Here is a 22,276-nt window from a genome sequence, read left to right on the forward strand (position 1 = left end):
GCACCGGATTGCTCCGGTGCCGACCGCGGCTGAGTGACGTCATCGCACGGCTTGCTGGGTCAACGCGCCGCCGTCGCCGCGCGAAGCCGGACGTCCGCGCGGCGCCTGGCCTCGGCGTCGTCCTCCGCCTTCGCACGCTCCAGTTCCTGCTCGACGCGCTTGACATCGATCTCGTCGGCCAGCTCGGCGACCTCCGCCAGCAACGACAGCTTGTTGTCCGCGAACGAGACGAAACCGCCGTGCACCGCGGCGACGACCGTTCCACCATCACTCGTACGGATGGTCACCGGGCCCGACTCCAGCACACCGAGCAGCGGCTGGTGACCGGGCATGACGCCGATGTCGCCGGACGTGGTGCGCGCGACGACCAGGGTGGCCTCGCCGGACCAGACCTGGCGGTCGGCAGCGACCAGCTCGACGTGCAGCTCAGCAGCCAAGGGTGGCTCCTCGGGTCACCACCCGGCGGTTCTGCCGGGTGTTGGTTACAAGTCTAATAGGCGTGGCAGAGGGGGCGGGACGACCCCGCCCCCTCACGACACGAGCACGAGGCCCGGGTCAGGAGACGCCCAGCTCCTTCGCGTTCTTCTTCAGGTCCTCAAGACCACCGCACATGAAGAACGCCTGCTCGGGGAAGTGGTCGTACTCGCCGTCGCAGATCGCGTTGAACGCCGCGATCGACTCCTCCAGCGGCACGTCCGAGCCGTCCACACCGGTGAACTGCTTGGCGACGTGGGTGTTCTGGGACAGGAAGCGCTCCACGCGACGGGCACGGTGGACGACGAGCTTGTCCTCCTCGCCGAGCTCGTCGATACCGAGGATCGCGATGATGTCCTGGAGGTCCTTGTACTTCTGCAGGATGTTCTTGACGCGCATGGCGGCGTCGTAGTGGTCCTGCGCGATGTACCGCGGGTCCAGGATGCGGGACGTGGAGTCCAGCGGGTCCACGGCCGGGTAGATGCCCTTCTCCGAGATCGGACGGGACAGAACCGTCGTCGCGTCGAGGTGGGCGAAGGTGGTGGCCGGGGCCGGGTCGGTCAGGTCGTCCGCGGGGACGTAGATCGCCTGCATCGAGGTGATCGAGTGACCGCGGGTCGAGGTGATGCGCTCCTGGAGGAGACCCATCTCGTCGGCCAGGTTCGGCTGGTAACCCACCGCGGAGGGCATACGGCCGAGCAGCGTCGAGACCTCGGAACCGGCCTGCGTGAAGCGGAAGATGTTGTCGATGAAGAACAGCACGTCCTGCTTCTGCACATCGCGGAAGTACTCCGCCATGGTCAGACCGGCGAGGGCCACGCGCAGACGGGTGCCCGGGGGCTCGTCCATCTGACCGAAGACCAGCGCGGTCTTGTCGATGACGCCCGACTCCGACATCTCCTCGATGAGGTCGTTGCCCTCACGGGTGCGCTCGCCGACACCGGCGAACACGGAGACACCGTCGTGGTTGTTGGCGACGCGGTAGATCATCTCCTGGATGAGCACCGTCTTGCCGACGCCGGCACCACCGAACAGACCGATCTTTCCACCCTTGACGTACGGGGTGAGAAGGTCGATGACCTTGACGCCGGTCTCGAACATCTCGGTCTTCGACTCGAGCTCGTCGAAGCGCGGCGCCTTGCGGTGGATGGACCAGCGCTCACCGTCGTAGGACTCGTCGACGTTCAGCACCTCACCGAGGGTGTTGAACACCTTTCCCTTGGTGAAGTCGCCGACCGGGACGGTGATGCCCGTGCCGGTGTCGGTGACCGCGGCCTGGCGGACCAGACCGTCGGTGGGCTGCATGGAGATGGTGCGGACCAGGCCGTCACCCAGGTGCTGGGCGACCTCCAGGGTCAGCGTCTTCTTCTCGCCGGCGTTGGCCGGGTCGGCCACCTCGACGTGAAGCGCGTTGTAGATCTCCGGCATCGCGTCGACGGGGAACTCCACGTCGACGACCGGGCCGATGACCCGCGCGACGCGGCCCGTCGCCGTGGCCGTCTCAACAGTGGTGGTCATTAGTTGTCACTCCCCGCGGTCGCGTCGGCCAGGGCGCTCGCGCCACCGACGATCTCGCTGATTTCCTGGGTGATTTCGGCCTGGCGGGCCGCGTTGGCAAGACGGGAGAGCGTGTTGATCAGCTCACCCGCGTTGTCGGTGGCCGACTTCATCGCGCGCCGGGTGGCGGCGTGCTTGGAAGCCGCCGACTGGAGCAGCGCGTTGTAGATCCGGCTCTCGACGTACCGCGGAAGCAGGGCGTCCAGGACGTCCTCCGCCGACGGCTCGAAGTCGTACAGCGGGAGGATCTCGCCCTTGGGCTTGGCCTCCGCGGCGACCTCGTCGAGGCTGAGCGGCAGCAGCCGCGCGTCCTGCGCGTTCTGCGTCATCATCGAGACGAACTCGGTGAAGACGATGTGGAGCTCGTCCACGCCGCCGTCCGCCGTCTCCTTCTCGATGGCCTCGATGAGGGGGGCCGCGACCTTCTTGGCGTCCGCGTACGAGGGCTCGTCGGTGAAGCCGCTCCACGACTCCGCGATCGTGCGCTCACGGAAGTTGTAGTGCGCGACACCGCGCCGGCCGACGATGTACGTGTCGACCTGCTTGCCCTCGCGCTCCAGCCGCTCGGTCAGCTGCTCCGCCGCCTTGATGGCGTTGGAGTTGAACGCACCTGCCAGACCCCGGTCGCTGGTCAGCAGCAGCACCGCGGACCGCGTGACCGTCTCGGCCTGGGTGGTCAGCGGGTGCTTGGTGTTCGACCCGGTGCCGACCGCCGTGACCGCGCGGGTCAGTTCCTGCGCGTACGGCTTGGAGGCCGTCACCTTGCGATGCGCCTTGACGACGCGCGAGGCGGCGATCATCTCCATCGCCTTGGTGATCTTCTTGGTCGCGGTGACGGATCGGATGCGACGCTTGTAGACCCGGAGCTGGGCTCCCATGAGTCAGGTCCCTTCCTTACGTCACTTGGCGGTGGACGGAGCGTCCTCGCCGAGCAGCTTGCCGTCCGAGGTCTCGAACTGCTTCTTGAACTCGGCGATGGCGTCGGCGACGGCCGTGAGGGTGTCGTCCGACATCTTGCCGCCCTCCTTGATGGAGGTCATGAGGCCCTGCTCCTTGCGGTGCAGGTACTCCAGGAGCTCCCTCTCGAAGCGGCGGATGTCGGAGACCGGCACCTCGTCCATCTTGCCGGTGGTGCCGGCCCAGACGGAGACGACCTGGTCCTCGGTGGACATCGGCTGGTACTGAGCCTGCTTCAGCAGCTCGACCATGCGCTGACCGCGCTCCAGCTGCGACTTCGACGCGGCGTCCAGGTCGGAACCGAAGGCGGCGAACGCCTCCAGCTCACGGAACTGGGCCAGGTCGACGCGCAGACGGCCGGAGACCTGCTTCATCGCCTTGTGCTGCGCGGAACCACCGACTCGGGAGACGGAGATACCGACGTTCAGCGCGGGGCGCTGACCGGCGTTGAACAGGTCCGACTCCAGGAAGCACTGGCCGTCGGTGATGGAGATGACGTTGGTCGGGATGAACGCCGAGACGTCGTTGGCCTTGGTCTCGACGATCGGCAGACCGGTCATCGAGCCGGCACCCATGTCGTCGGAGAGCTTCGCGCAGCGCTCCAGCAGGCGGGAGTGCAGGTAGAAGACGTCACCCGGGTAGGCCTCACGGCCCGGCGGGCGGCGCAGCAGCAGGGAGACGGCACGGTAGGCGTCGGCCTGCTTCGACAGGTCGTCGAAGATGATGAGGACGTGCTTGCCCTCGTACATCCACTGCTGGCCGATGGCCGAACCGGTGTACGGCGCAAGGTACTTGAAGCCGGCCGGGTCGGACGCCGGGGCGGCGACGATGGTCGTGTACTCCAGCGCACCGTTCTCCTCCAGCGCGCGGCGGACCGACGCGATGGTGGAGCCCTTCTGGCCGATGGCGACGTAGATGCAGCGGACCTGCTTGTTCGGGTCGCCGGTACGCCAGTTGTCACGCTGGTTGATGATCGTGTCGACGGCCAGGGCGGTCTTGCCGGTCTGGCGGTCACCGATGATCAGCTGACGCTGACCACGGCCGATCGGGGTCATCGCGTCGACGGCCTTGTAGCCGGTCTCCATCGGCTCGTGCACCGACTTGCGCTGCATGACCGTGGGGGCCTGCAGCTCAAGGGCGCGACGACCCGAGGTCTCGATCTCGCCGAGGCCGTCGATCGGGGCGCCGAGGGGGTCGACCACGCGGCCGAGGTAACCCTCGCCGACCGCGACGGAGAGGACCTCACCGGTGCGGGTGACCGGCTGCCCCTCCTCGATACCGCTGAACTCACCGAGGACGATGGCACCGATCTCGCGCTCCTCGAGGTTGAGGGCGAGGCCGAGGGTGCCGTCCTCGAACTTCAGCAGTTCGTTGGCCATGGCCGAGGGCAGACCCTCGACCTTCGCGATGCCGTCGCCGGCAAGGGTGACCGTACCGACCTCCTCGCGCGAGGCCGCGTCCGGCTTGTACGACTGGACGAAGGTCTCCAGTGCGTCCCGGATCTCCTCCGGCCGGATCGTGAGCTCCGCCATCTGGGTTCCCTGCTCTCCTTGTTGGGCCCGAAGTTTCACTTTGGGGGGATGGGGACTCCCCCCTAAGAGAGGTGAATCCTCTGCACGGCCCAACCGGGCCGTAAGTACGACTTGCGTGTTCAGTTGCGGCTAGCTCGCCAGCCGGCGCTCGGCGTCCGCGAGGCGGTCCGCGAGGGAGCCGTTGATGATCTCGTCGCCGACCTGCACCCGGATCCCGCCGAGGACCTCGGGGTCCAGGTCGAGGTTGAGGTGCATCCGACGGCCGTAGAGCTTCGCGAGAGCATCGCCGAGGCGCTGCTTCTGTGCGTCGCTCAGCGGCACGGCCGAGGTGACGACGGCCACCATGCGGTCCCGCCGCTCGGCGGCGAGCTTGGACAGGGACTCAAGTCCCGCCTCCAGGCTACGTCCCCGCGGCGCGGTCACAAGGCGCGTCACCAGACGCTCGGTGGCCGGGGCCGCCCTTCCGCCGAGCAGGCTGCGCAGCAGCTCGCTCTTGGCGGCGACCGTGGCCTTGCGGTCGGTCAGCGCGGCGCGCAGCTCGGTGCTGGAGGCGACGATCCGGCCGAACCGGAACAGCTCGTCCTCGACGCTGTCGAGCGTGCCGCCCTGCTGTGCGGCGGTGAGGTCGGCGGTGTTCGCCAGCTCCTCCAGCGCGTCCACCAGGTCGCGGGACTGCGACCAGCGGGAGCGCACCATGCCGGACACCAGGTCCGCGGTCTCGCCGCCGACCTGGGTGCCGAGCAGGCGCTGGACCAGCTCCGCCTTGCTCTCACCGGCCTGCGCCGGGTCGGTGAGGACCCGACGCAAGCCGACCTCGCGGTGAAGCAGCGCGGTCACCGCGGCCAGCTCGTCGGCGAGCCGCGCCGTGTCCACGGACGTGGCGTCCGTCAGCGCGTCGAGACGCTCACGTGCGGCTGCCAGGGCCTCGCGGCTCGCTCCGTTCATCGAGACGCCTCGGCCTTCTCCTCGAGCTCGTCGAGGAAGCGGTCGATCACACGGCTCTGGCGGGAGTGGTCCTCGAGGGACTCACCGACCAGCTTGCCGGCCAGGTCGGTGGCCAGCTTGCCGACGTCCTGCCGGAGCGCGGACGAGGCGGCCTTGCGGTCGGCCTCGATCTGGGTGTGACCTGCGGCGACGATCTCCTCGCGCTGCCGCTGGCCTTCCGCGCGCATCTCGGCGATGAGCGCGGCACCCTGCTCCTGAGCTTCCTGGCGCAGCCGCGCGGCCTCGTGCCGGGCCTCGGCGAGCTGGGCCTTGTACTGCTCAAGGACGCTCTGAGCCTCGACCTTCATGGTCTCGGCCTCTTCAATACCGCCTTCGATCGCCGCGCGGCGCTCCTCCAGAACCTTGTTGATGTTCGGAAGCAGCTTCTTCCAGAAGATGAAGAAGACGATGGCGAAGGCGATGGTGCCGACGAGCAGCTCGGGGCCGGGCGGGATGAGCGGGCTCTGCTCCTCCTCGGCCGCCAGCTGCACCAGGTTGGCGATCACATCAGTGCCTTTCGTCGAATCGTGTCGGTAAGCGGTGGCTACTTACACACCGAACACGAACGGCATAACGATGCCGATGAGGGCGAGCGCCTCACAGAAGGCGAAGCCCAGGATCTGGTTGGCGCGGATCAGGCCGGCGGCCTCGGGCTGACGGGCCAGGGCCTGGGTGCCGTTGCCGAAGATGATGCCGACGCCGATGCCGGGGCCGATGGCGGCGAGGCCGTAGCCGATGGAGCCGAGCGAACCGGAGACAGCGGCGAGGGTCTCAGTGGCAGCCATGCTGAATCTTCCTTCTCTTTCATGGACCGGCGGGGGTTGGCCACCGGACGTTCTGGGGGCTAGCGGGCGTTAGGGGCTCAGTGGTGCTCGGCCAGAGCGCCCTGGATGTACGTGCAGGCCAGCAGTACGAAGACGTACGCCTGGACGGCCTGCACGAAAAGCTCGAAGAGGATCATGGCCATCGTCATGATGAAGGAGACGCCCGCGGCCGGGATCAGCCAGCTGTTCAGCAGGTACCAGGAGGCGACGGTGAACATGACCAGCATCAGGTGGCCGGCGAACATGTTGGCGAAGAGTCGCACGGCGTGCGTGAACGGGCGGACCAGCAGGTTCGAGAAGAACTCGATGATCATGACGAGCGGCAGCACCGGACCGAGCGACTTGTCGTAGCCGGTCACGTTCTTGAAGAAGCCGACGAAGCCGTGGCGCTTGAAGGTCAGTCCGACCCAGGTGAGGTAGACGATCGCGGCCAACACTGCCGGGTACGCGATGATCGACGACACCGGGAACTGGGCCAGCGGAATCACCGACCAGATGTTCATGATCCAGATGAAGAAGAAGAGCGAGACCATGAGCGGGACCCACTTCTCGCCCTCACGCTTGCCAAGGGTCTCGTAGACGATGCCGCGGCGCACGAAGTCGTAGCCGGCCTCGCCGATCATCTGCAGCTTGCCCGGAACCACCTTCGCCTTGCCGAAGGCCGCCCAGAAGAAGCCGATCACGAGCACGGTGGTGATGAGCGCGAGCAGCATCACCTTGTTGAACTCGAACCCTCCCACCGTGGTGATCGGCTGGAAGAGAAACGAGTGCAGGCCCGGAGCCGGAAAGCCACACCCGTTGTCGGACATGATCCGACAACTCCAGTCAAAGGCGAGCTGGGTCTGGTCAGCACTCACCACGGGCTCCTTCGGCGTGACGCATGGGTACGGCAACCTCGTTGTGTCGGCGCGGCACAGGGCCGCGGGTCGGCACCGGACAGGTGTTACGGATGTGGGGGCGGCTGGGGGACATCAAGCCTCGCGATCGAGCAGGCGTCAGCTCGGATGCCCGCGCCCGCGATGCCGCAGTTGGCACCGGACGATAGCAGGAGTTCTCACTGGCCCTTATCCCGCCCCTACCCCTCACGACGACGGCCCTGTCTTCTCGGGCTTCTCGCTCTTCGCGGCATCCGGATCGACGTAGAAGATCTTGGCCTTCATGTGCGCTCGAGCCTGCGCGGCCATCCATACGACGGTCGCGACGACGAGGCCGATGGCGAACGTCTTCGGATGGAAGAGAGAGGTGTCCTTGAAGAGGGCGACGAAGATCAGGAGCAACAGGAGCTGGGCGACGTAGAGCATCATCCCCATGGCCTGGAAGAGCTGGGGGAGCGTTTTCGCCGTCCATTGCAGAACGAACAGACCGATCCCCATGAAGAGGATGGCGAGCAGTGTGCCGATACCGGCACCGAGCGCTCCCTTGCCACCTGCGACCACACCGCTGACCGCGACCGTGACCACACCGACAGCGGCTGTGGGCACAGCTGTCTGCAGAAGGTTCCGGGCGTCATTGGACGGCATGGCGGCAACTCCGCTTTCACAGGGGGGCAGGGTGTCGTCATGGACGAGCGTAGTCCCGGGCTGAGAGAGAACCTCATGCCGGTGGACCGTCGCACCACGGTCCGTCGGCTCTATCCGGGGGGTTCTCGTGAACCGTATCACAAACTATTTGATGAGGTCTTTACCTGGGGGTGTGCGCACTGTCACACATGAGAGTGATGCTGCGCGTCTGTGCAGAATTCGAGCCGACTTGTCTGGTATAGGGGCGTTCGTTCCCCCACGGCCTGGCAATGCCTTAGTCAGATTCTTACCTTGTGAAGCGTGAGCGGGAGCCGACGGCGGTCGCTCCGTTGACCCCGGAGACCCCGACGGCGACCGGCGTGCGCTCCTCCTCCTCGGCGGGAGACTCGACCGGAACCTCCGACTCGGGCGGCGGCACGGCCCGGCTCCGGCGGTAGCGCGGCGGCACGAAGTGCTCGGCCCACAGGGGGGTGCGCGGGGTGAAGCGGGGCAGCAGCAGCAGGACCAGGCCCAGGGCGCTGAGCAGCACCACGCCCAGGACGATCCACATGGACGCCGAGTTCACCGAGTAGCCGAGGGCGCCGAAGGCGATCAGCGCCGACCAGAAGTACATGATCAGCACGGCCCGGCTGTGCGAGTGCCCGATCTCCAGCAGCCGGTGGTGCAGGTGCCCCCGGTCCGCGGCGAACGGCGACTGGCCCCGCCAGGTGCGGCGCACGATCGCGAGGATCAGGTCCGCGGCCGGGATCGCGATGATGGTCAGCGGCATCAGCAGCGGGATGTAGACCGGCACCATCTGGTGCACGGAGTTGCGCTCGGACCCGGTGAACAGGTTCATCAGGTCCGGGTCGACCTGCCCCGTGACCGAGATCGCGCCCGCCGCCAGCACCAGGCCGATCAGCATCGAGCCCGAGTCGCCCATGAAGATGCGGGCCGGGTGCATGTTGTGCGGCAGGAAGCCCAGGCACATGCCCATCAGCACCACGGCGAAGAGGGAGGCCGGGGCGGCGGCCTCGATGCCGTACGAGTACCAGATCCGGTACGCGTACATGAAGAAGGCGGCCGAGGCGATGCACACCATGCCCGCGGCCAGGCCGTCCAGCCCGTCGACGAAGTTGACCGCGTTGATGGTGATGACTACCAGGGCCACCGTGAGCAGCGTGCCCTGCCACTGGGTCAGCGCGACCGTGCCGACACCCGGCACCGGCAGCCACAGGATCGTCAGGCCCTGCATCACCATCACGCCGGCGGCGATCATCTGGCCGCCCAGCTTGATCAGGGCGTCGATCTCGAACTTGTCGTCCAGCACACCGATGAGCCAGATCAGCGCCGCCCCGGAGAGCAGGGCGCGTGGCTCGTTGGACTTCTCGAAGACCTCGCTGAGGTTGGTGAGATGGTCGGCGACCAGCAGGCCCGCGCACAGGCCGAAGAACATCGCGATCCCGCCGAGCCGCGGAGTGGGCTCCCGGTGCACGTCACGTGCCCGGATCTCCGGCATCGCTCCGGCCACGATCGCGAATTTCCGCACCGGCCCTGTCAGCAGGTACGTCACCGCGGCCGTGATGCAGAGCGTCAGCAGGTATTCACGCACGGGCTTCCCCACAGATCTCGCTGGCCATCTCAGCCCCACACCCTAGCGAGGGACGCATATGGTTGGGGACTTCCGGGTAGCGACGATGGTTGCACGTGTGGCTGTGTACGGATGCCCGGCTACCCCGGCTCAGCGCGGATACGGCGGAAATCCCCGTGCGAGATCCCGCACTTCTTCACGCACCGACCTGCTGTCGGCCTGGTCCCGCAGCACCTCCGCGAGCAGCTTGGCGATGCGAGCCATCTCACCCTCGCTCATCCCCTGGGTGGTGACGGCAGCGGTGCCCAGCCGCAGGCCGCGGGCGTCGTGCGGCAGGGCGCAGCAGTCGACGATCATCCCGGCGGCCGCGAGCCGGCCGCGGGCGGTACGGCCGTCCACGCCGAGCGGCGCCGGGTCCGCGGTGATGAGGTGGGTGTCCGTGCCGCCGGTGGTGACGGCGAGCCCCTCGGCGGCGAGGGCGGCGGCCAGGTAGCGGGCGTTGGCGACCACCTGATGGGCGTACGTCCGGAAGGCCGGTGTTGCCGCCTCGCCGAAGGCGACCGCCTTCGCGGCGATGCTGTGCATCTGGGCGCCGCCCTGGGTGAAGGGGAAGACGGCCCGGTCGACACGTTCGGCGAGCTCGGCGCCGCAAAGGAGCATGCCGCCGCGCGGTCCGCGCAGCACCTTGTGCGTGGTGGCGCACACCACATCGGCGTACGGCACCGGACTCGGCGCCGCTCCCCCGGCGACGAGCCCGATGGGATGCGCGGCGTCCGCGACGAGGTAGGCGCCCACCTCGTCGGCGACCTCGCGGAAGTAGGCGTAGTCGATGTGCCGCGGGTAGGCGATCGAGCCGCACACGATCGCCTTGGGGCGGTGGGCGCGGGCCAGGGTGCGCACCTGGTCGTAGGCGATGAGGCCGGTCTCCTCGTCGACGCCGTAGCCGACGAAGTCGAACCAGCGGCCGGAGAAGTTGACGGGCGAACCGTGGGTGAGGTGGCCGCCGTGGCGCAGGCCGAGGGCGAGGACCGTGTCGCCGGGGCGCAGCAGGGCGGCGTACGCGGCCAGGACGGCCGAACTGCCCGAGTGGGACTGGACGTTGGCGTGCTCGGCGCCGAACAGTGTCTGGGCGCGCCGGACGGCGAGCCCCTCGGCGACATCGACGATCTCGCAGCCGCCGTGGTAGCGGGACCCCGGATAGCCCTCGGCATACTTGTTGGAGAGCGGCGAGCCGAGGGCGGCCAGCACGGCCCGCGAGGCGAAGTTCTCGGCGGCGTTCAGCTGGAGCGTGGTCGACTGCCGGTCCAGCTCCCCGAGCAGGATCTCGGCGAGCGCGGGATCCTGCCGGCGCAGCAGATCGGCCTCTGGGGCATGGGTGACCGACATGGTGGACTCCGGGCGTCGACGATGACGTAGGTCCAATGTAGGCCGGGGCGGTCGCGGGCGCCCGCTGTCGTAGGGCTGCGGGGGCGGCCGGGACTCAGGTCCGGGCCGCCACCCCCGTCAGCGCCGTCACCACGGGGTCCAGCGCCTGGTGTATCTCCTCGCCGACCGACCGGAAGAACGTCAGCGGCGCCCCGTACGGGTCGTACACCTCGTCGGCCTCGGCGGTGGGTGCCAGCAGCCAGCCGCGCAGCGCGGCGCCGGCCCGCACCAGGGCGCGGGCCCGGGCGACCACCCCGTCCTCCAGCGGTGGCAGGGTCGCCGGGTCGATGGCCTTCACCAGCCGGGTGAACTCCTTCAGCGTGAAGGTGCGCAGCCCCGCCGAGTGCCCCATCGAGATCACCTGGGCACGGTGGTCGCGGGTGGCGGTGAGCACCAGGTCGGCCCGGATGACATGCTCGTCCAGCAGCTCCCGGCCCACGAAGCCGGAGGCGTCCGCGCCGAAGTCGGCCAGCACCGTCTCGGCGTTGGCCTCCATGGGCGCGCCCTCGTGGCCCCAGGTGCCGGCGCTCTCCACGATCAGCCCGCCGCCGAGGACACCGAGCCGCTCCGACACGAAATGCCGGGTCAGCCGCTCGGTGATGGGCGAGCGGCACACGTTTCCGGTGCTGACATGGAGGATGCGGAAACTGTCACGCGGAAGCCCCACGAACGTCGTCGTGATCTCCGCCGCGCTTTCCCGGTTGCCTATGCCACGCATGGGGGTGCCCCCTGCTCGAGCGGAGCCGAGAGCTTGGGGGAGTCAGGGGCTGTCAATTGGCCACCTCAAGGTCGGGTACGACCTTGCGCAGCTCGTCCGGCGAGAGGGCGCCCTCACGCAGCAGGACGGGCACCGGGCCGGTGACGTCGACGATGGAGGACGGCACGTTGCCGGGGGTCGGGCCGCCGTCGAGGTAGACGGAGACGGAGTCGCCGAGCATCTGCTGGGCGGCGTCGCAGTCCTCCGGCGCCGGGTGCCCGGTGAGGTTCGCCGACGAGACGGCCATCGGGCCGACCTCGGTGAGCAGTTCGATGGCGACCGGGTGCAGCGGCATGCGCACGGCGACCGTGCCCCGGGTGTCGCCCAGGTCCCACTGGAGCGACGGCTGGTGCCTGGCGACCAGGGTCAGCGCGCCCGGCCAGAACGCGTCGACCAGCTCCCAGGCCAGCTCGGAGAAGTCGGTGACCAGGCCGTGCAGGGTGTTCGGGGAGCCGATGAGGACGGGGGTGGGCATGTTGCGGCCGCGGCCCTTGGCCTCCAGCAGGTCGGAGACAGCCTCCGAGGAGAACGCGTCGGCACCGATGCCGTACACGGTGTCGGTGGGGAGGACCACCAGCTCGCCACGGCGGACGGCGGACGCGGCCTCACGCAGACCGGTCACACGGTCGGTGGCGTCGTTGGTGTCGTATCGCCGTGCCATTTCAGCGGTCCTCCTCGTACCCGTACTGCGGGGGTGAAGTCTGGTGGGTGCTCACGGCAGCGCCTTACGGGCGGTGGCGAAGCGCGGGCGGTTGTTGAGGTCGGGGTGGTCGGCCGCGTCGGCCCAGCCCCGCTCCTCGGTGAAGATCCACGGCACCTGGCCGCCCTGGGTGTCGGCGTGCTCGATGACGACGACGCCGCCGGGGCGCAGCAGCCGGTGCGCGGTGCGTTCCAGGCCCCGGATGAGGTCGAGGCCGTCCTCGCCGGAGAACAGGGCCAGCTCGGGGTCGTAGTCCCGGGCCTCGGGGGCGACGTACTCCCATTCGGTGAGCGGGATGTACGGCGGGTTCGAGATGACCAGGTCGACCTGCCCGTCGAGGTCCGGGAAGGCGGTCAGAGCGTTCCCCTGCCGCAGGTCGACCCGCGACCCCTCGACGTTCTTACGGGTCCAGCGCAGCGCGTCCTCGGACAGCTCCACGGCATGCACGCGGGAGCGCGGCACCTCCTGGGCGAGCGCGAGCGCGATGGCACCGGAGCCGGTGCACAGGTCGACGATCAGCGGCTCGACCACGTCCATGGCGCGCACGGCGTCTATGGCCCAGCCGACCACGGACTCCGTCTCCGGGCGCGGCACGAACACGCCCGGCCCGACCTGGAGTTCCAGGTACCGGAAGAAGGCGCGCCCGGTGATGTGCTGGAGCGGCTCGCGCTGCTCACGGCGCGCGATGACCTCCCAGTAGCGGGCGTCGAAGTCGGAGTCCTTCACGGAGTGCAACTCGCCCCGCTTCACGCCGTGCACGAACGCGGCGAGCTCCTCCGCGTCGGTGCGCGGCGAGGGCACGCCGGCGTCGGCCAGCCGCTGGGTGGCCTGGGCCACCTCCGCGAGCAGCAGACTGCGGGGGCCCGGGGGTCGCCCCCCAAAAGATGGCTGCACGCTCGTCCTCCGTCGTACTCGTAAGTTCCTTACGCGGCTGCGAGCTTGGCGGCCGAGTCCGCGTCGACGCAGGCCTGGATCACCGCGTCGAGCTCGCCGTCAAGGACCTGGTCCAGGTTGTACGCCTTGAAGCCGACGCGGTGGTCCGAGATGCGGTTCTCCGGGAAGTTGTACGTGCGGATCTTCTCGGACCGGTCGACGGTGCGGACCTGGCTGCGGCGGGCGTCGGCGGCCTCCTTCTCCGCCTCCTCCTGTGCCGCTGCGAGCAGCCTGGAGCGCAGGATACGCAGTGCCTGCTCCTTGTTCTGCAGCTGGCTCTTCTCGTTCTGGCAGGAGGCGACGACTCCGGTCGGGATGTGCGTGATGCGCACGGCGGAGTCGGTGGTGTTCACGGACTGCCCGCCCGGGCCGGAGGACCGGTAGACGTCGATGCGCAGATCGTTGGGGTTGATCTCGACGTCGATCTCCTCGGCCTCCGGGGTGACGAGCACGCCGGCGGCGGAGGTGTGGATGCGTCCCTGGGACTCGGTGGCGGGCACGCGCTGCACGCGGTGCACACCGCCCTCGTACTTCAGCCGCGCCCACACGCCCTGCCCGGGCTCGGTGGCGCCCTGCCCGCCCTTGGTCTTCACGGCGACCTGGACGTCCTTGTAGCCACCCAGCTCGGACTCGGTGGCGTCGATGATCTCGGTCTTCCAGCCGACGCGCTCGGCGTACCGCAGATACATGCGCAGCAGGTCCCCGGCGAACAGCGCGGACTCGTCACCGCCGGCGCCCGCCTTGATCTCCAGGATGACGTCCTTGTCGTCGCTGGGGTCGCGCGGGACCAGCAACAGGCGGAGCTTCTCGGTGAGCTGCTCGCGCTGTCGCTCCAGATCCTTGACCTCGGCGGCGAACTCGGGGTCGTCGGCGCCCAGTTCGCGGGCCGTCTCGATGTCGTCGCCCGACTGCTTCCAGGAGCGGTACGTGGCGACGATCGGCGTGAGTTCGGCGTAGCGCTTGTTCAGCTTGCGCGCGTTGGCCTGATCGGCGTGGACCGACGGATCGGCGAGCTGCTTCTCCAGGTCGGCGTGCTCGGCGACGAGCTCCTCGACGGCCTCGAACATCTCTGGCTCCTGATGGGGGCATCCCCTGCTCGAACGTAGGTGAGCGCGTGGGGAAGGGTACGGGGTGAAGTGGGCGGGCGACCAAAAACGCCGGTCCCGGCGCGCCCGCAAGGGGGCGCGGCCGTGGACCGGCGAAATGGGGCTCGCTACTTCTTGGAGCCGGCGGCCTTGCCGAAGCGGGCCTCGAAGCGGGCCACACGGCCACCGGTGTCGAGGATCTTCTGCTTGCCCGTGTAGAACGGGTGGCACTCGGAGCACACCTCGGCCCGGATGGCGCCGGACTGGATGGTGCTACGGGTGGTGAACGAGGCGCCACAGGTGCAGCTGACCTGCGTCTCGACGTACTCGGGGTGAATGTCGCGCTTCAAGGTGTCTCCTATGGTTCGGGAGGGCGCCGGGTCGCAGCCGCGGGATGCGGGAGCGTGAACCGGAGCCGACGTACCAGTCTGCCAGGACTGGTGCCATCCCCCAAAACCGGGGGTTGCTCCGAACTATCCCGTGCGGGCGGGGGTGGGCGCTGCCGCGCCCCTTCAGGACGTGATCACGCCCCTGGCTTCGCCTGTCGCCGATCCCTCGGTGGCCGACCTCGGGATGGGCCTGTCGTTCTTCAGGGCGTCCCACACCCGCTGGGCCTTCGCCTCGTCGAGCAGGACGCGGTTGGGATCGGCGGGGTTGTACCGCACCGGCATCGTCACCATGTTCATCTTCGAGGCGCTGATGCCCTTGAGGCCGCTCGCGAAGGACGTCAGGGCGTCGACCGAGCCGAGGGAGGAGTCGGTCGTGACCGCGTTGGTGGCGGTGTCGGCGAGGTCGTACAGCTTCTTGGGGCTGGTGAACAGGCCGATCTCCTTGACCTGCTCGACCAGCGCCTTGACGAAGGCCTGCTGGAGCTGGATGCGGCCGAGGTCCGAGCCGTCGCCCACGCCGTGCCGGGTGCGCACCAGGCCGAGGGCCTGCTCGCCGGTGAGCTGGTGCGTGCCGGCTTCGAGGTCGAGGTGGCTCTCGGGGTCCTCGATGTCCTGCGTCGTGGTCACCTCGACGCCGCCCAGTTCGTCGACGAGCTTCTGGAAGCCGGCGAAGTCGACCTCCAGGTAGTGGTCCATGCGGATGCCGGTGAGGGACTCGACGGTCTTCACGGCGCAGGCGGCGCCGCCGGTGCTGTACGCGGAGTTGAACATCACGCCGGAGACCGCGTCGTGGCTGCCGCCGTCGGCGTCCGTGCACGCGGGGCGGTCGATCAGTGTGTCGCGCGGGACGGAGACGACGCTGGCCTTCTTCCGGCCCTCATGGACGTGCACGATCATCGCCGTGTCCGATCGGGCGCTGCCGTCGTCGGTGCCGCCGCCCAGCTTCTCGTTGCCGCCGGCGCGGGTGTCCGAGCCCAGGACCAGGATGTTCTCGGAGCCGTTGTCGGCCTTGCCGGGCCGGTCGGCGCCCAGGGCCTGATCGATGTCGACGCTCTTGAGGTTGCCGTTGAGCTTGAGGTACACGTAGCCGACGCCGGTGCCGCCGAGGACGACGATGCCCGCGGCGGTCCAGGCTGCGATCAGCAGCCCTCTGCGGCCCTTGGCCCGCGGTTTGCGGCGGCGTCCCTTGGCCCGTCGGCGCGGGCCGTGTGTGCCGGACTCACCCGGTATACCGGGCTCCGGCGTGCTGTCGGCAGGCATGTGCTCCTCAGCTCTCGTCGGATGTCGGGTACCCCCTGCGGTCAGGAATGCGATCAGGAATGGGCATGCACCAGACCATCGTCGCCCTGTCCGGTCAGACGGGGAAACTCGGGGCAGGGTTGCACAAAAAACTGTGAAGGGCCGCATCCGTCATCGATGTGACGGACGCGGCCCTTCACCAGGCCGATCTCAGCGGGCCGCGGTCAGCGGGCCCGTCCGGCGCCTCAGTCGCCGTTGCCGGGGGTCGGCGTCGTCTTCTGGATCTGCATCAGGAACTCGCCGTTCGACTTCGTCTGCTTCATCTTGTCGAGGAGCAGCTCGATCGCCTGCTGCTGGTCGAGCGCGTGCAGCACCCGGCGCAGCTTCCAGGTGACGGCGAGCTCCTCGTTGCCGAGCAGGATCTCTTCCTTACGGGTACCGGACGCGTCCACGTCCACCGCCGGGAAGATGCGCTTGTCGGCGAGCTTCCGGTCGAGCTTGAGCTCCGCGTTGCCGGTGCCCTTGAACTCCTCGAAGATCACCTCGTCCATGCGGGACCCGGTGTCCACCAGTGCGGTGGCGAGGATGGTCAGCGAGCCGCCGTCCTCGATGTTGCGGGCCGCACCGAAGAAGCGCTTCGGCGGGTACAGGGCGGTCGAGTCGACACCACCGGACAGGATGCGGCCGGAGGCCGGGGCGGCGAGGTTGTACGCACGGCCCAGACGCGTGATCGAGTCGAGCAGCACGACGACGTCGTGGCCCAGCTCCACCAGCCGCTTGGCGCGCTCGATGGCGAGCTCGGCGACCGTGGTGTGGTCCTCGGCCGGGCGGTCGAAGGTCGAGGAGATGACCTCGCCCTTGACCGACCGCTGCATGTCGGTGACCTCTTCCGGACGCTCGTCGACGAGGACGACCATCAGGTGGCACTCGGGGTTGTTGTGCGTGATCGCGTTGGCGATCGCCTGCATGATCATGGTCTTGCCGGTCTTCGGCGGGGCCACGATCAGACCGCGCTGGCCCTTACCGATCGGCGAGACCAGGTCGATGATGCGGGTGGTGAGGACGCCGGGGTCCGTCTCCAGGCGGAGGCGGTCCTGCGGGTAGAGCGGCGTCAGCTTGTTGAACTCCGGGCGGCCACGGCCGTGTTCGGGCGCCATGCCGTTGACGGAGTCGAGGCGGACGAGCGCGTTGAACTTCTCGCGCCGCTCGCCTTCCTTGGGCTGACGGACCGCACCGGTGATGTGGTCGCCCTTGCGCAGGCCGTTCTTGCGGACCTGGGCGAGGGAGACGTACACGTCGTTCGGACCGGGCAGGTAGCCCGAGGTGCGGATGAACGCGTAGTTGTCGAGGATGTCGAGGATGCCCGCGACCGGGATCAGGACGTCGTCCTCGGCGATCTGCGGCTCGCTGCTGCTGCCGCCCATCTCGTCACGGCCCCGGCGACCCCGGCGGTCGCGGTAGCGGCCGCGACGGCCACGGCGGCCGCCGTCGAAGTCGTCGTCGTTCTGGCCCTGTCCGCCGCCGCCCTGCTGCTGACGCTGCTGGCCCTGGCCCTGCTGCTGGTCGTCGCCCTTGCCGCGGCGGTCACGGTCCCGGTTGTCCCGGTCGCCGCGCTCACGGTCCCGGTTGTCCCGGTCGCCGCGCTCGCGGTCCCGGCCGCGCTCACGGCGGTCGCGACGACGGCCCTCGCCGCCGTCGGCGTCGCCCTGCGGCTGCTGCGCGGGCGACTCGGCCTTCGGCTCGCTCTTCGCCTCGGCCGTCACGGTCTCGGGGCTGCCCGCCTCGGCGGTGGCCCGGCGACGCCGGCGCTCGGGGGCGTCCTCTCCCCCACGCTCGGCCTCGCTCGCGCGGGCGGCGCCGCCGCCCGGCTGGCCGGGAATCTCGATCTGCTGCTGGGCCACTGCCTTCTCGGCGGGCGCCTCGGCCGGCTTGGCGGCCTTCTCGGCAGGCGCGTCGTCGCCGGTACGTGCCTTGGACGTGGCGCGGCGCTTGGGCTTGGTCTCGGTGGCGGCCTCGGCGGTCTTCGCCGGGGCTCCCCCTCCCGCCTGCGCCTCCTTGATGACCTCGATCAGCTGGCTCTTGCGCATCCGCGCGGTGCCCCTGATACCGAGGCCGGATGCGACCTGCTGCAGCTCGGCCAGCACCATGCCCTCGAGGCCGGTACCGCGGCGCCGCCGGGAGCCGGCACCGGTGGCAGGCGCGGAGGCGTCCGTGGCGGGCGCGGCAGCGGTCTCCTCGACACGTGCGCCCATCAGATCGGTGGTGTCGCTCACGAAGGGTCCTTCCCTGGAGCGGACGTCGGCCTGTCTGGCTCGGCGACCGGTTGTGCTGTCCGGCTTCGGTTCTTGCTGACCGAACCGTGCCGGGGCGGTGGTCCGCCAAAGCGGCGGAGGAAATATCTGGTGATGGCGCTTCCTTGAGCCGTGGCACCCAGTGTCACGTGGCGTGGTCGCACCGGTTCCGGAGCGTGCCCGTCGGACCGCTCAGTGTCGACGTACGACGTACTGCCCGCGTACGAGGTACGAGACACAGTGCGGCTTGGGGAGCTCCCGGAAGAATGTCTGTCCCGAACTGGGACACGAGGCACCTCGCCATGGTGGGGTCGGGTGCAGACTTGAGGTTAACACTACCGGATCCAACAAACATTCCCCCTCTCGAAATCCGGCAATCGCGTGCTTTTAATCGACGCTCGCCACGTCGGCGCCGCTGGTCGCGAGCGGCAGTACGCTCGCCCCCGGCACGTCCAGGGCCAGCCGGTTCGCCGCCCAGCCCGGGCCCGCCAGTTGTTCCACCTTGTCGGCCGTACCCTCGTCCGCGAGCGCCAGCACGGTGGGTCCCGCGCCGGAGATGACCGCGGCGATGCCGTCCGCCCGCAGCCGCTCCACCAGCGCCGCGCTCTCGGGCATGGCGGGGGCGCGGTACTCCTGGTGCAGCCGGTCCTCGGTGGCGGGCAGCAGCAGCTCGGGGCGCCTGGTCAGGGCCTCGACGAGCAGCGCGGCACGGCCCGCGTTGGTGGCGGCGTCGACGTGCGGCACGGTGCGCGGCAGCAGACCGCGCGCGGTCTCCGTCAGAACCGGCTTCCCGGGCACGAAAACCACCGGAACGATGGAATCGGCGGGGTCCATCCTGATCGCCCGCGCGGCGCCGGCCTCCATCCAGGAGAGCGTGAACCCGCCGAGCAGGCATGCCGCGACGTTGTCCGGGTGGCCCTCGATCTCGGTGGCCAGCTCCAGCAGGCCCCTGTCGTCCAGCCGGGCCTCGCCGCCTATGGTCACGGCCCGGGCGGCGACGATTCCGGCACAGATGGCGGCCGAGGAGGAGCCCAGGCCACGGCCGTGCGGAATGCGGTTCGCGCAGACGATTTCCAGGCCACGGGGCTGTCCGCCCAGGGAATCGAAGGCGGCACGGAGAGCGCGTACGAGAAGGTGGCTTTCGTCACGTGGCAGCGTCCCGCTGCCCTCCCCCGCGATGTCGACGTGCAGCCCGGAGTCGGCCACGCGGACGACGACGTCGTCGTAGAGCCCCAGCGCGAGGCCGAGGGCGTCGAAGCCCGGGCCGAGGTTGGCGCTGGTGGCGGGGACGCGCACCCGTACGGCGGCGGCGCGGAACGCTGGACCGGCCATCGCTCGATGACTCTCCTTGAGCTGCGTGATTCGTGAATGCCGAAGACATTCGATGACGTACGACGGACCCTTCGGGCCGTTGCCGGATCCCTCCGGTCACTCCGGGATCACGACGACGGCGCGGCGCCCTGCCTATGCGAGGCATATGCGGGGGGCGGGTTCAGTACAGCCTATCGAAGGAAGGTTCTGTGGCGACATAGGGCGCACAGGAGGCGCACGATGCGTGTCGTAAGCCCCCTGTGCCCCCCTGTCAGGGAATGCCCCGGGTCAAGCGGTACGTCAGACCAGTCCGAGGCGCTCGGCGGCGGTCGCCGCGTCCACCGGCACGGTGACCGGCTGCGGTGCGCCGGCGACGGCCCAGTCGGGGTCCTTGAGGCCGTTGCCGGTGACCGTGCACACGATGCGCTGGCCCGGGTCGACCTTGCCGAGTTCGGCGGCCTTCAGCAGACCGGCCACCGATGCGGCCGAGGCGGGCTCGACGAAGACGCCCTCCTGAGCGGCCAACAGGCGGTAGGCGCGTAGGATTTCACGGTCCGTCACCTCGTCGATGAGGCCGCCGGACGCGTCCCGCGCGTCGAGCGCGTGCTGCCAGGAGGCGGGGTTGCCGATCCGGATCGCGGTGGCGATGGTCGACGGGTCCTTGACCACCTCGCCGCGCACGATGGGCGCGGAGCCGGAGGCCTGGAAGCCCCACATCCGGGGCGTCCTGGTGGCGACGCCGTCGGCGGCGTACTCCTTGTACCCCTTCCAGTACGCCGTGATGTTGCCCGCGTTGCCCACCGGCAGGACATGGATGTCCGGGGCGTCGCCGAGCATGTCGACGATCTCGAAGGCGGCGGTCTTCTGGCCCTCGATACGTACCGGGTTGACCGAATTCACCAGTGCGACGGGGTAGTTGTCGCTGAGCGCGCGGGCGAGCGTGAGGCAGTCGTCGAAGTTGCCGTCGACCTGGAGGATCTTCGCGCCGTGCACCAGGGCCTGGCCCATCTTGCCGAGCGCGATCTTGCCCTGCGGCACGAGGACGGCGGAGACCATCCCGGCGCGCACGCCGTACGCGGCGGCGGAGGCGGACGTGTTGCCCGTGGAGGCGCAGATGACCGCCTTCGCGCCCTCCTCCTTGGCCTTGGAGATGGCCATGGTCATGCCGCGGTCCTTGAAGGACCCGGTCGGGTTCGCGCCCTCCACCTTCAGGTGGACCTCGCAGCCCGTGCGCTCGGAGAGCACCTGCGCGGGCACGAGGGGCGTACCGCCCTCGCGGAGCGTCACGACCGGCGTGGTGTCGGAGACGGGCAGCCGGTCCCGGTACTCCTCGATGATTCCGCGCCACTGGTGGGTCATTGCTGGTTACTCTCCTTCAACCCGCATGATGCTGGCGACACCCCGCACGGTGTCGAGCTTGCGCAGCGCCTCGACCGTCCCGGTGAGGGAGGCGTCGGAGGCGCGGTGCGTGACGACGACGAGGGAGGCCTCGCCGTCCTTCCCCTGCTGCCGAACCGTATCGATGGACACCCCGTGCTCCGCGAACACGGTGGCCACCTGGGCGAGAACACCCGGTTTGTCGGCGACGTCGAGGCTGATGTGGTAGCGCGTGACGACCTCGCCCATGGACGAGACGGGCAGCGCGGCGTAGGCGGACTCGCCGGGGCCGGTCGCGTTGCTGAGCCGGTTGCGGCAGACGGCGACCAGATCGCCGAGGACGGCGGAGGCGGTCGGGGAACCACCGGCACCGGGGCCGTAGAACATCAGCTGTCCGGCCGCGTCGGACTCCACGAACACGGCGTTGTACGCGCCGCGCACGGAGGCGAGGGGGTGGGTCAGCGGGATCATCGCCGGGTGCACGCGCGCGGTGACGGAACCGCCGTCCGCGGCCCGCTCGCAGATGGCGAGCAGCTTGATGGTGCAGCCCATCTCCTTGGCGGAGGCGAAGTCGGCCGCCGTCACCTCGGTCATGCCCTCGCGGTAGACGTCGTCGAGGCGCACCCGCGTATGGAAGGCGATGCCGGCGAGGATCGCCGCCTTGGCCGCCGCGTCGAAGCCCTCGACGTCGGCGGTGGGGTCGGCCTCGGCGTACCCCAGGGCGGTGGCCTCGTCGAGGGCCTCCTGGTAGCCGGCGCCGGTCGAGTCCATGGCGTCGAGGATGAAGTTGGTGGTGCCGTTGACGATCCCGAGCACGCGGTTGACCTTGTCGCCGGCGAGGGACTCGCGCAGCGGGCGGATCAGCGGGATGGCACCGGCGACGGCGGCCTCGTAGTAGAGGTCCCTGCCGTGCTCCTCGGCGACCGCGTGCAGGGCGGCGCCGTCCTGGGCGAGGAGGGCCTTGTTCGCGGAGACGACGGAGGCGCCGTGCTCGAACGCGGTGGTGATGAGGGTCCGGGCGGGCTCGATGCCGCCGATGACCTCGACGACGACGTCGAGGTCGCCGCGTTTGACGAGGGCGGTGGCGTCGGTGGTGACGAGGGCCGGGTCGATGCCCTCGCGCACCTTGTCGGGCCGTCGGACCGCGACGCCCGCGAGCTCCACCGGGGCGCCGATGCGCGCGGCGAGGTCGTCGGCGTGCGTCGTCATGATGCGCGCCACCTCTGTGCCGACCACTCCGCAGCCCAGCAGCGCCACCTTCAGCGGACGCGTACGCATCATCCGACCTCGTTTCCTCTTACCGTCTTCGGTTGCACCAGTCTCACTCACCGGACGGGAGTTTCTGGCCCCT

21 protein-coding genes are annotated in these 22,276 nt (G+C 69.4%); all 21 read right to left on the bottom strand.

The annotated features are described in order from the left end of the window. Positions 1-59 precede the first annotated feature (59 nt). Positions 60-437 (bottom strand): F0F1 ATP synthase subunit epsilon, encoded by a 378-nt coding sequence (locus ACFV6X_RS02050; RefSeq protein ID WP_385376286.1) that lies wholly within the window; start codon positions 435-437, stop codon positions 60-62. 118 nt (positions 438-555) lie between these two features. Continuing rightward, positions 556-1,992, bottom strand: coding sequence for a F0F1 ATP synthase subunit beta (gene atpD / locus ACFV6X_RS02055; RefSeq protein WP_385376289.1), 1,437 nt, complete (start codon positions 1,990-1,992; stop codon positions 556-558). Further along, positions 1,992-2,909 carry a F0F1 ATP synthase subunit gamma gene (locus tag ACFV6X_RS02060; RefSeq protein WP_385376292.1) on the bottom strand — a complete coding sequence of 306 codons (918 nt, stop codon included), beginning with the start codon at positions 2,907-2,909 and terminating at the stop codon, positions 1,992-1,994. The genes atpD and ACFV6X_RS02060 overlap by 1 nt, the downstream gene beginning before the upstream one ends. A gap of 21 nt (positions 2,910-2,930) precedes the next feature. Next, positions 2,931-4,520 (bottom strand): F0F1 ATP synthase subunit alpha, encoded by a 1,590-nt coding sequence (atpA, locus tag ACFV6X_RS02065; RefSeq protein WP_385376295.1) that lies wholly within the window; start codon positions 4,518-4,520, stop codon positions 2,931-2,933. Between the two features lie 129 nt (positions 4,521-4,649). Beyond that, positions 4,650-5,465 carry a F0F1 ATP synthase subunit delta gene (locus ACFV6X_RS02070; RefSeq protein WP_385376298.1) on the bottom strand — a complete coding sequence of 272 codons (816 nt, stop codon included), beginning with the start codon at positions 5,463-5,465 and terminating at the stop codon, positions 4,650-4,652. After that, complete coding sequence (locus ACFV6X_RS02075; RefSeq protein WP_385376301.1) at positions 5,462-6,010, bottom strand: F0F1 ATP synthase subunit B; 549 nt, start codon at positions 6,008-6,010, stop codon at positions 5,462-5,464. Before ACFV6X_RS02075 ends, ACFV6X_RS02070 begins: the two co-directional genes overlap by 4 nt. Before the next feature lie 42 nt (positions 6,011-6,052). Then, on the bottom strand, positions 6,053-6,289 hold the full coding sequence (gene atpE, locus ACFV6X_RS02080; protein WP_189701479.1) for an ATP synthase F0 subunit C: 237 nt from the start codon (positions 6,287-6,289) through the stop codon (positions 6,053-6,055). 77 nt (positions 6,290-6,366) lie between these two features. After that, a complete protein-coding gene (atpB, locus tag ACFV6X_RS02085) occupies positions 6,367-7,137 on the bottom strand; it encodes a F0F1 ATP synthase subunit A (RefSeq protein ID WP_385376304.1) in 771 nt (256 codons plus the stop codon). 273 nt (positions 7,138-7,410) lie between these two features. Beyond that, positions 7,411-7,848: a hypothetical protein gene (locus ACFV6X_RS02090; RefSeq protein WP_385376307.1), complete on the bottom strand. Its 438-nt coding sequence runs from the start codon at positions 7,846-7,848 to the stop codon at positions 7,411-7,413. Positions 7,849-8,134: 286 nt separating this feature from the next. Then, on the bottom strand, positions 8,135-9,439 hold the full coding sequence (locus tag ACFV6X_RS02095; protein ID WP_385376310.1) for an MraY family glycosyltransferase: 1,305 nt from the start codon (positions 9,437-9,439) through the stop codon (positions 8,135-8,137). A 129-nt stretch (positions 9,440-9,568) separates the two neighbouring features. Further along, complete coding sequence (gene glyA / locus ACFV6X_RS02100; RefSeq protein WP_385376313.1) at positions 9,569-10,804, bottom strand: serine hydroxymethyltransferase; 1,236 nt, start codon at positions 10,802-10,804, stop codon at positions 9,569-9,571. A 94-nt stretch (positions 10,805-10,898) separates the two neighbouring features. Beyond that, entirely contained in the window at positions 10,899-11,561 is a 663-nt protein-coding gene (locus tag ACFV6X_RS02105) for a protein-tyrosine-phosphatase (protein ID WP_385376316.1), read from the bottom strand. Between the two features lie 52 nt (positions 11,562-11,613). Beyond that, positions 11,614-12,261: an L-threonylcarbamoyladenylate synthase gene (locus tag ACFV6X_RS02110; RefSeq protein WP_365456784.1), complete on the bottom strand. Its 648-nt coding sequence runs from the start codon at positions 12,259-12,261 to the stop codon at positions 11,614-11,616. A gap of 51 nt (positions 12,262-12,312) precedes the next feature. Next, positions 12,313-13,152 (bottom strand): peptide chain release factor N(5)-glutamine methyltransferase, encoded by an 840-nt coding sequence (prmC, locus tag ACFV6X_RS02115; RefSeq protein WP_385376874.1) that lies wholly within the window; start codon positions 13,150-13,152, stop codon positions 12,313-12,315. Between the two features lie 71 nt (positions 13,153-13,223). Then, positions 13,224-14,300, bottom strand: a complete 1,077-nt coding sequence (prfA, locus tag ACFV6X_RS02120; RefSeq protein WP_365456781.1) for a peptide chain release factor 1 — start codon at positions 14,298-14,300, stop codon at positions 13,224-13,226. Between the two features lie 146 nt (positions 14,301-14,446). Then, positions 14,447-14,668 carry a 50S ribosomal protein L31 gene (gene rpmE / locus ACFV6X_RS02125; RefSeq protein WP_365262144.1) on the bottom strand — a complete coding sequence of 74 codons (222 nt, stop codon included), beginning with the start codon at positions 14,666-14,668 and terminating at the stop codon, positions 14,447-14,449. A 162-nt stretch (positions 14,669-14,830) separates the two neighbouring features. Then, entirely contained in the window at positions 14,831-15,967 is a 1,137-nt protein-coding gene (locus ACFV6X_RS02130; protein WP_385376321.1) for an LCP family protein, read from the bottom strand. Positions 15,968-16,191: 224 nt separating this feature from the next. Beyond that, positions 16,192-18,219, bottom strand: a complete 2,028-nt coding sequence (rho, locus tag ACFV6X_RS02135; RefSeq protein ID WP_385376324.1) for a transcription termination factor Rho — start codon at positions 18,217-18,219, stop codon at positions 16,192-16,194. A 405-nt stretch (positions 18,220-18,624) separates the two neighbouring features. Beyond that, positions 18,625-19,569 carry a homoserine kinase gene (gene thrB / locus ACFV6X_RS02140; protein ID WP_385376327.1) on the bottom strand — a complete coding sequence of 315 codons (945 nt, stop codon included), beginning with the start codon at positions 19,567-19,569 and terminating at the stop codon, positions 18,625-18,627. 279 nt (positions 19,570-19,848) lie between these two features. Next, entirely contained in the window at positions 19,849-20,907 is a 1,059-nt protein-coding gene (gene thrC, locus ACFV6X_RS02145) for a threonine synthase (RefSeq protein ID WP_385376329.1), read from the bottom strand. A 6-nt stretch (positions 20,908-20,913) separates the two neighbouring features. Further along, positions 20,914-22,206 carry a homoserine dehydrogenase gene (locus ACFV6X_RS02150; protein ID WP_385376331.1) on the bottom strand — a complete coding sequence of 431 codons (1,293 nt, stop codon included), beginning with the start codon at positions 22,204-22,206 and terminating at the stop codon, positions 20,914-20,916. Positions 22,207-22,276 lie beyond the last annotated feature (70 nt).

Source organism: Streptomyces sp. NPDC059861, assembly GCF_042731435.1.
In the GTDB taxonomy this organism is placed as follows: Bacteria; Actinomycetota; Actinomycetes; order Streptomycetales; family Streptomycetaceae; genus Streptomyces.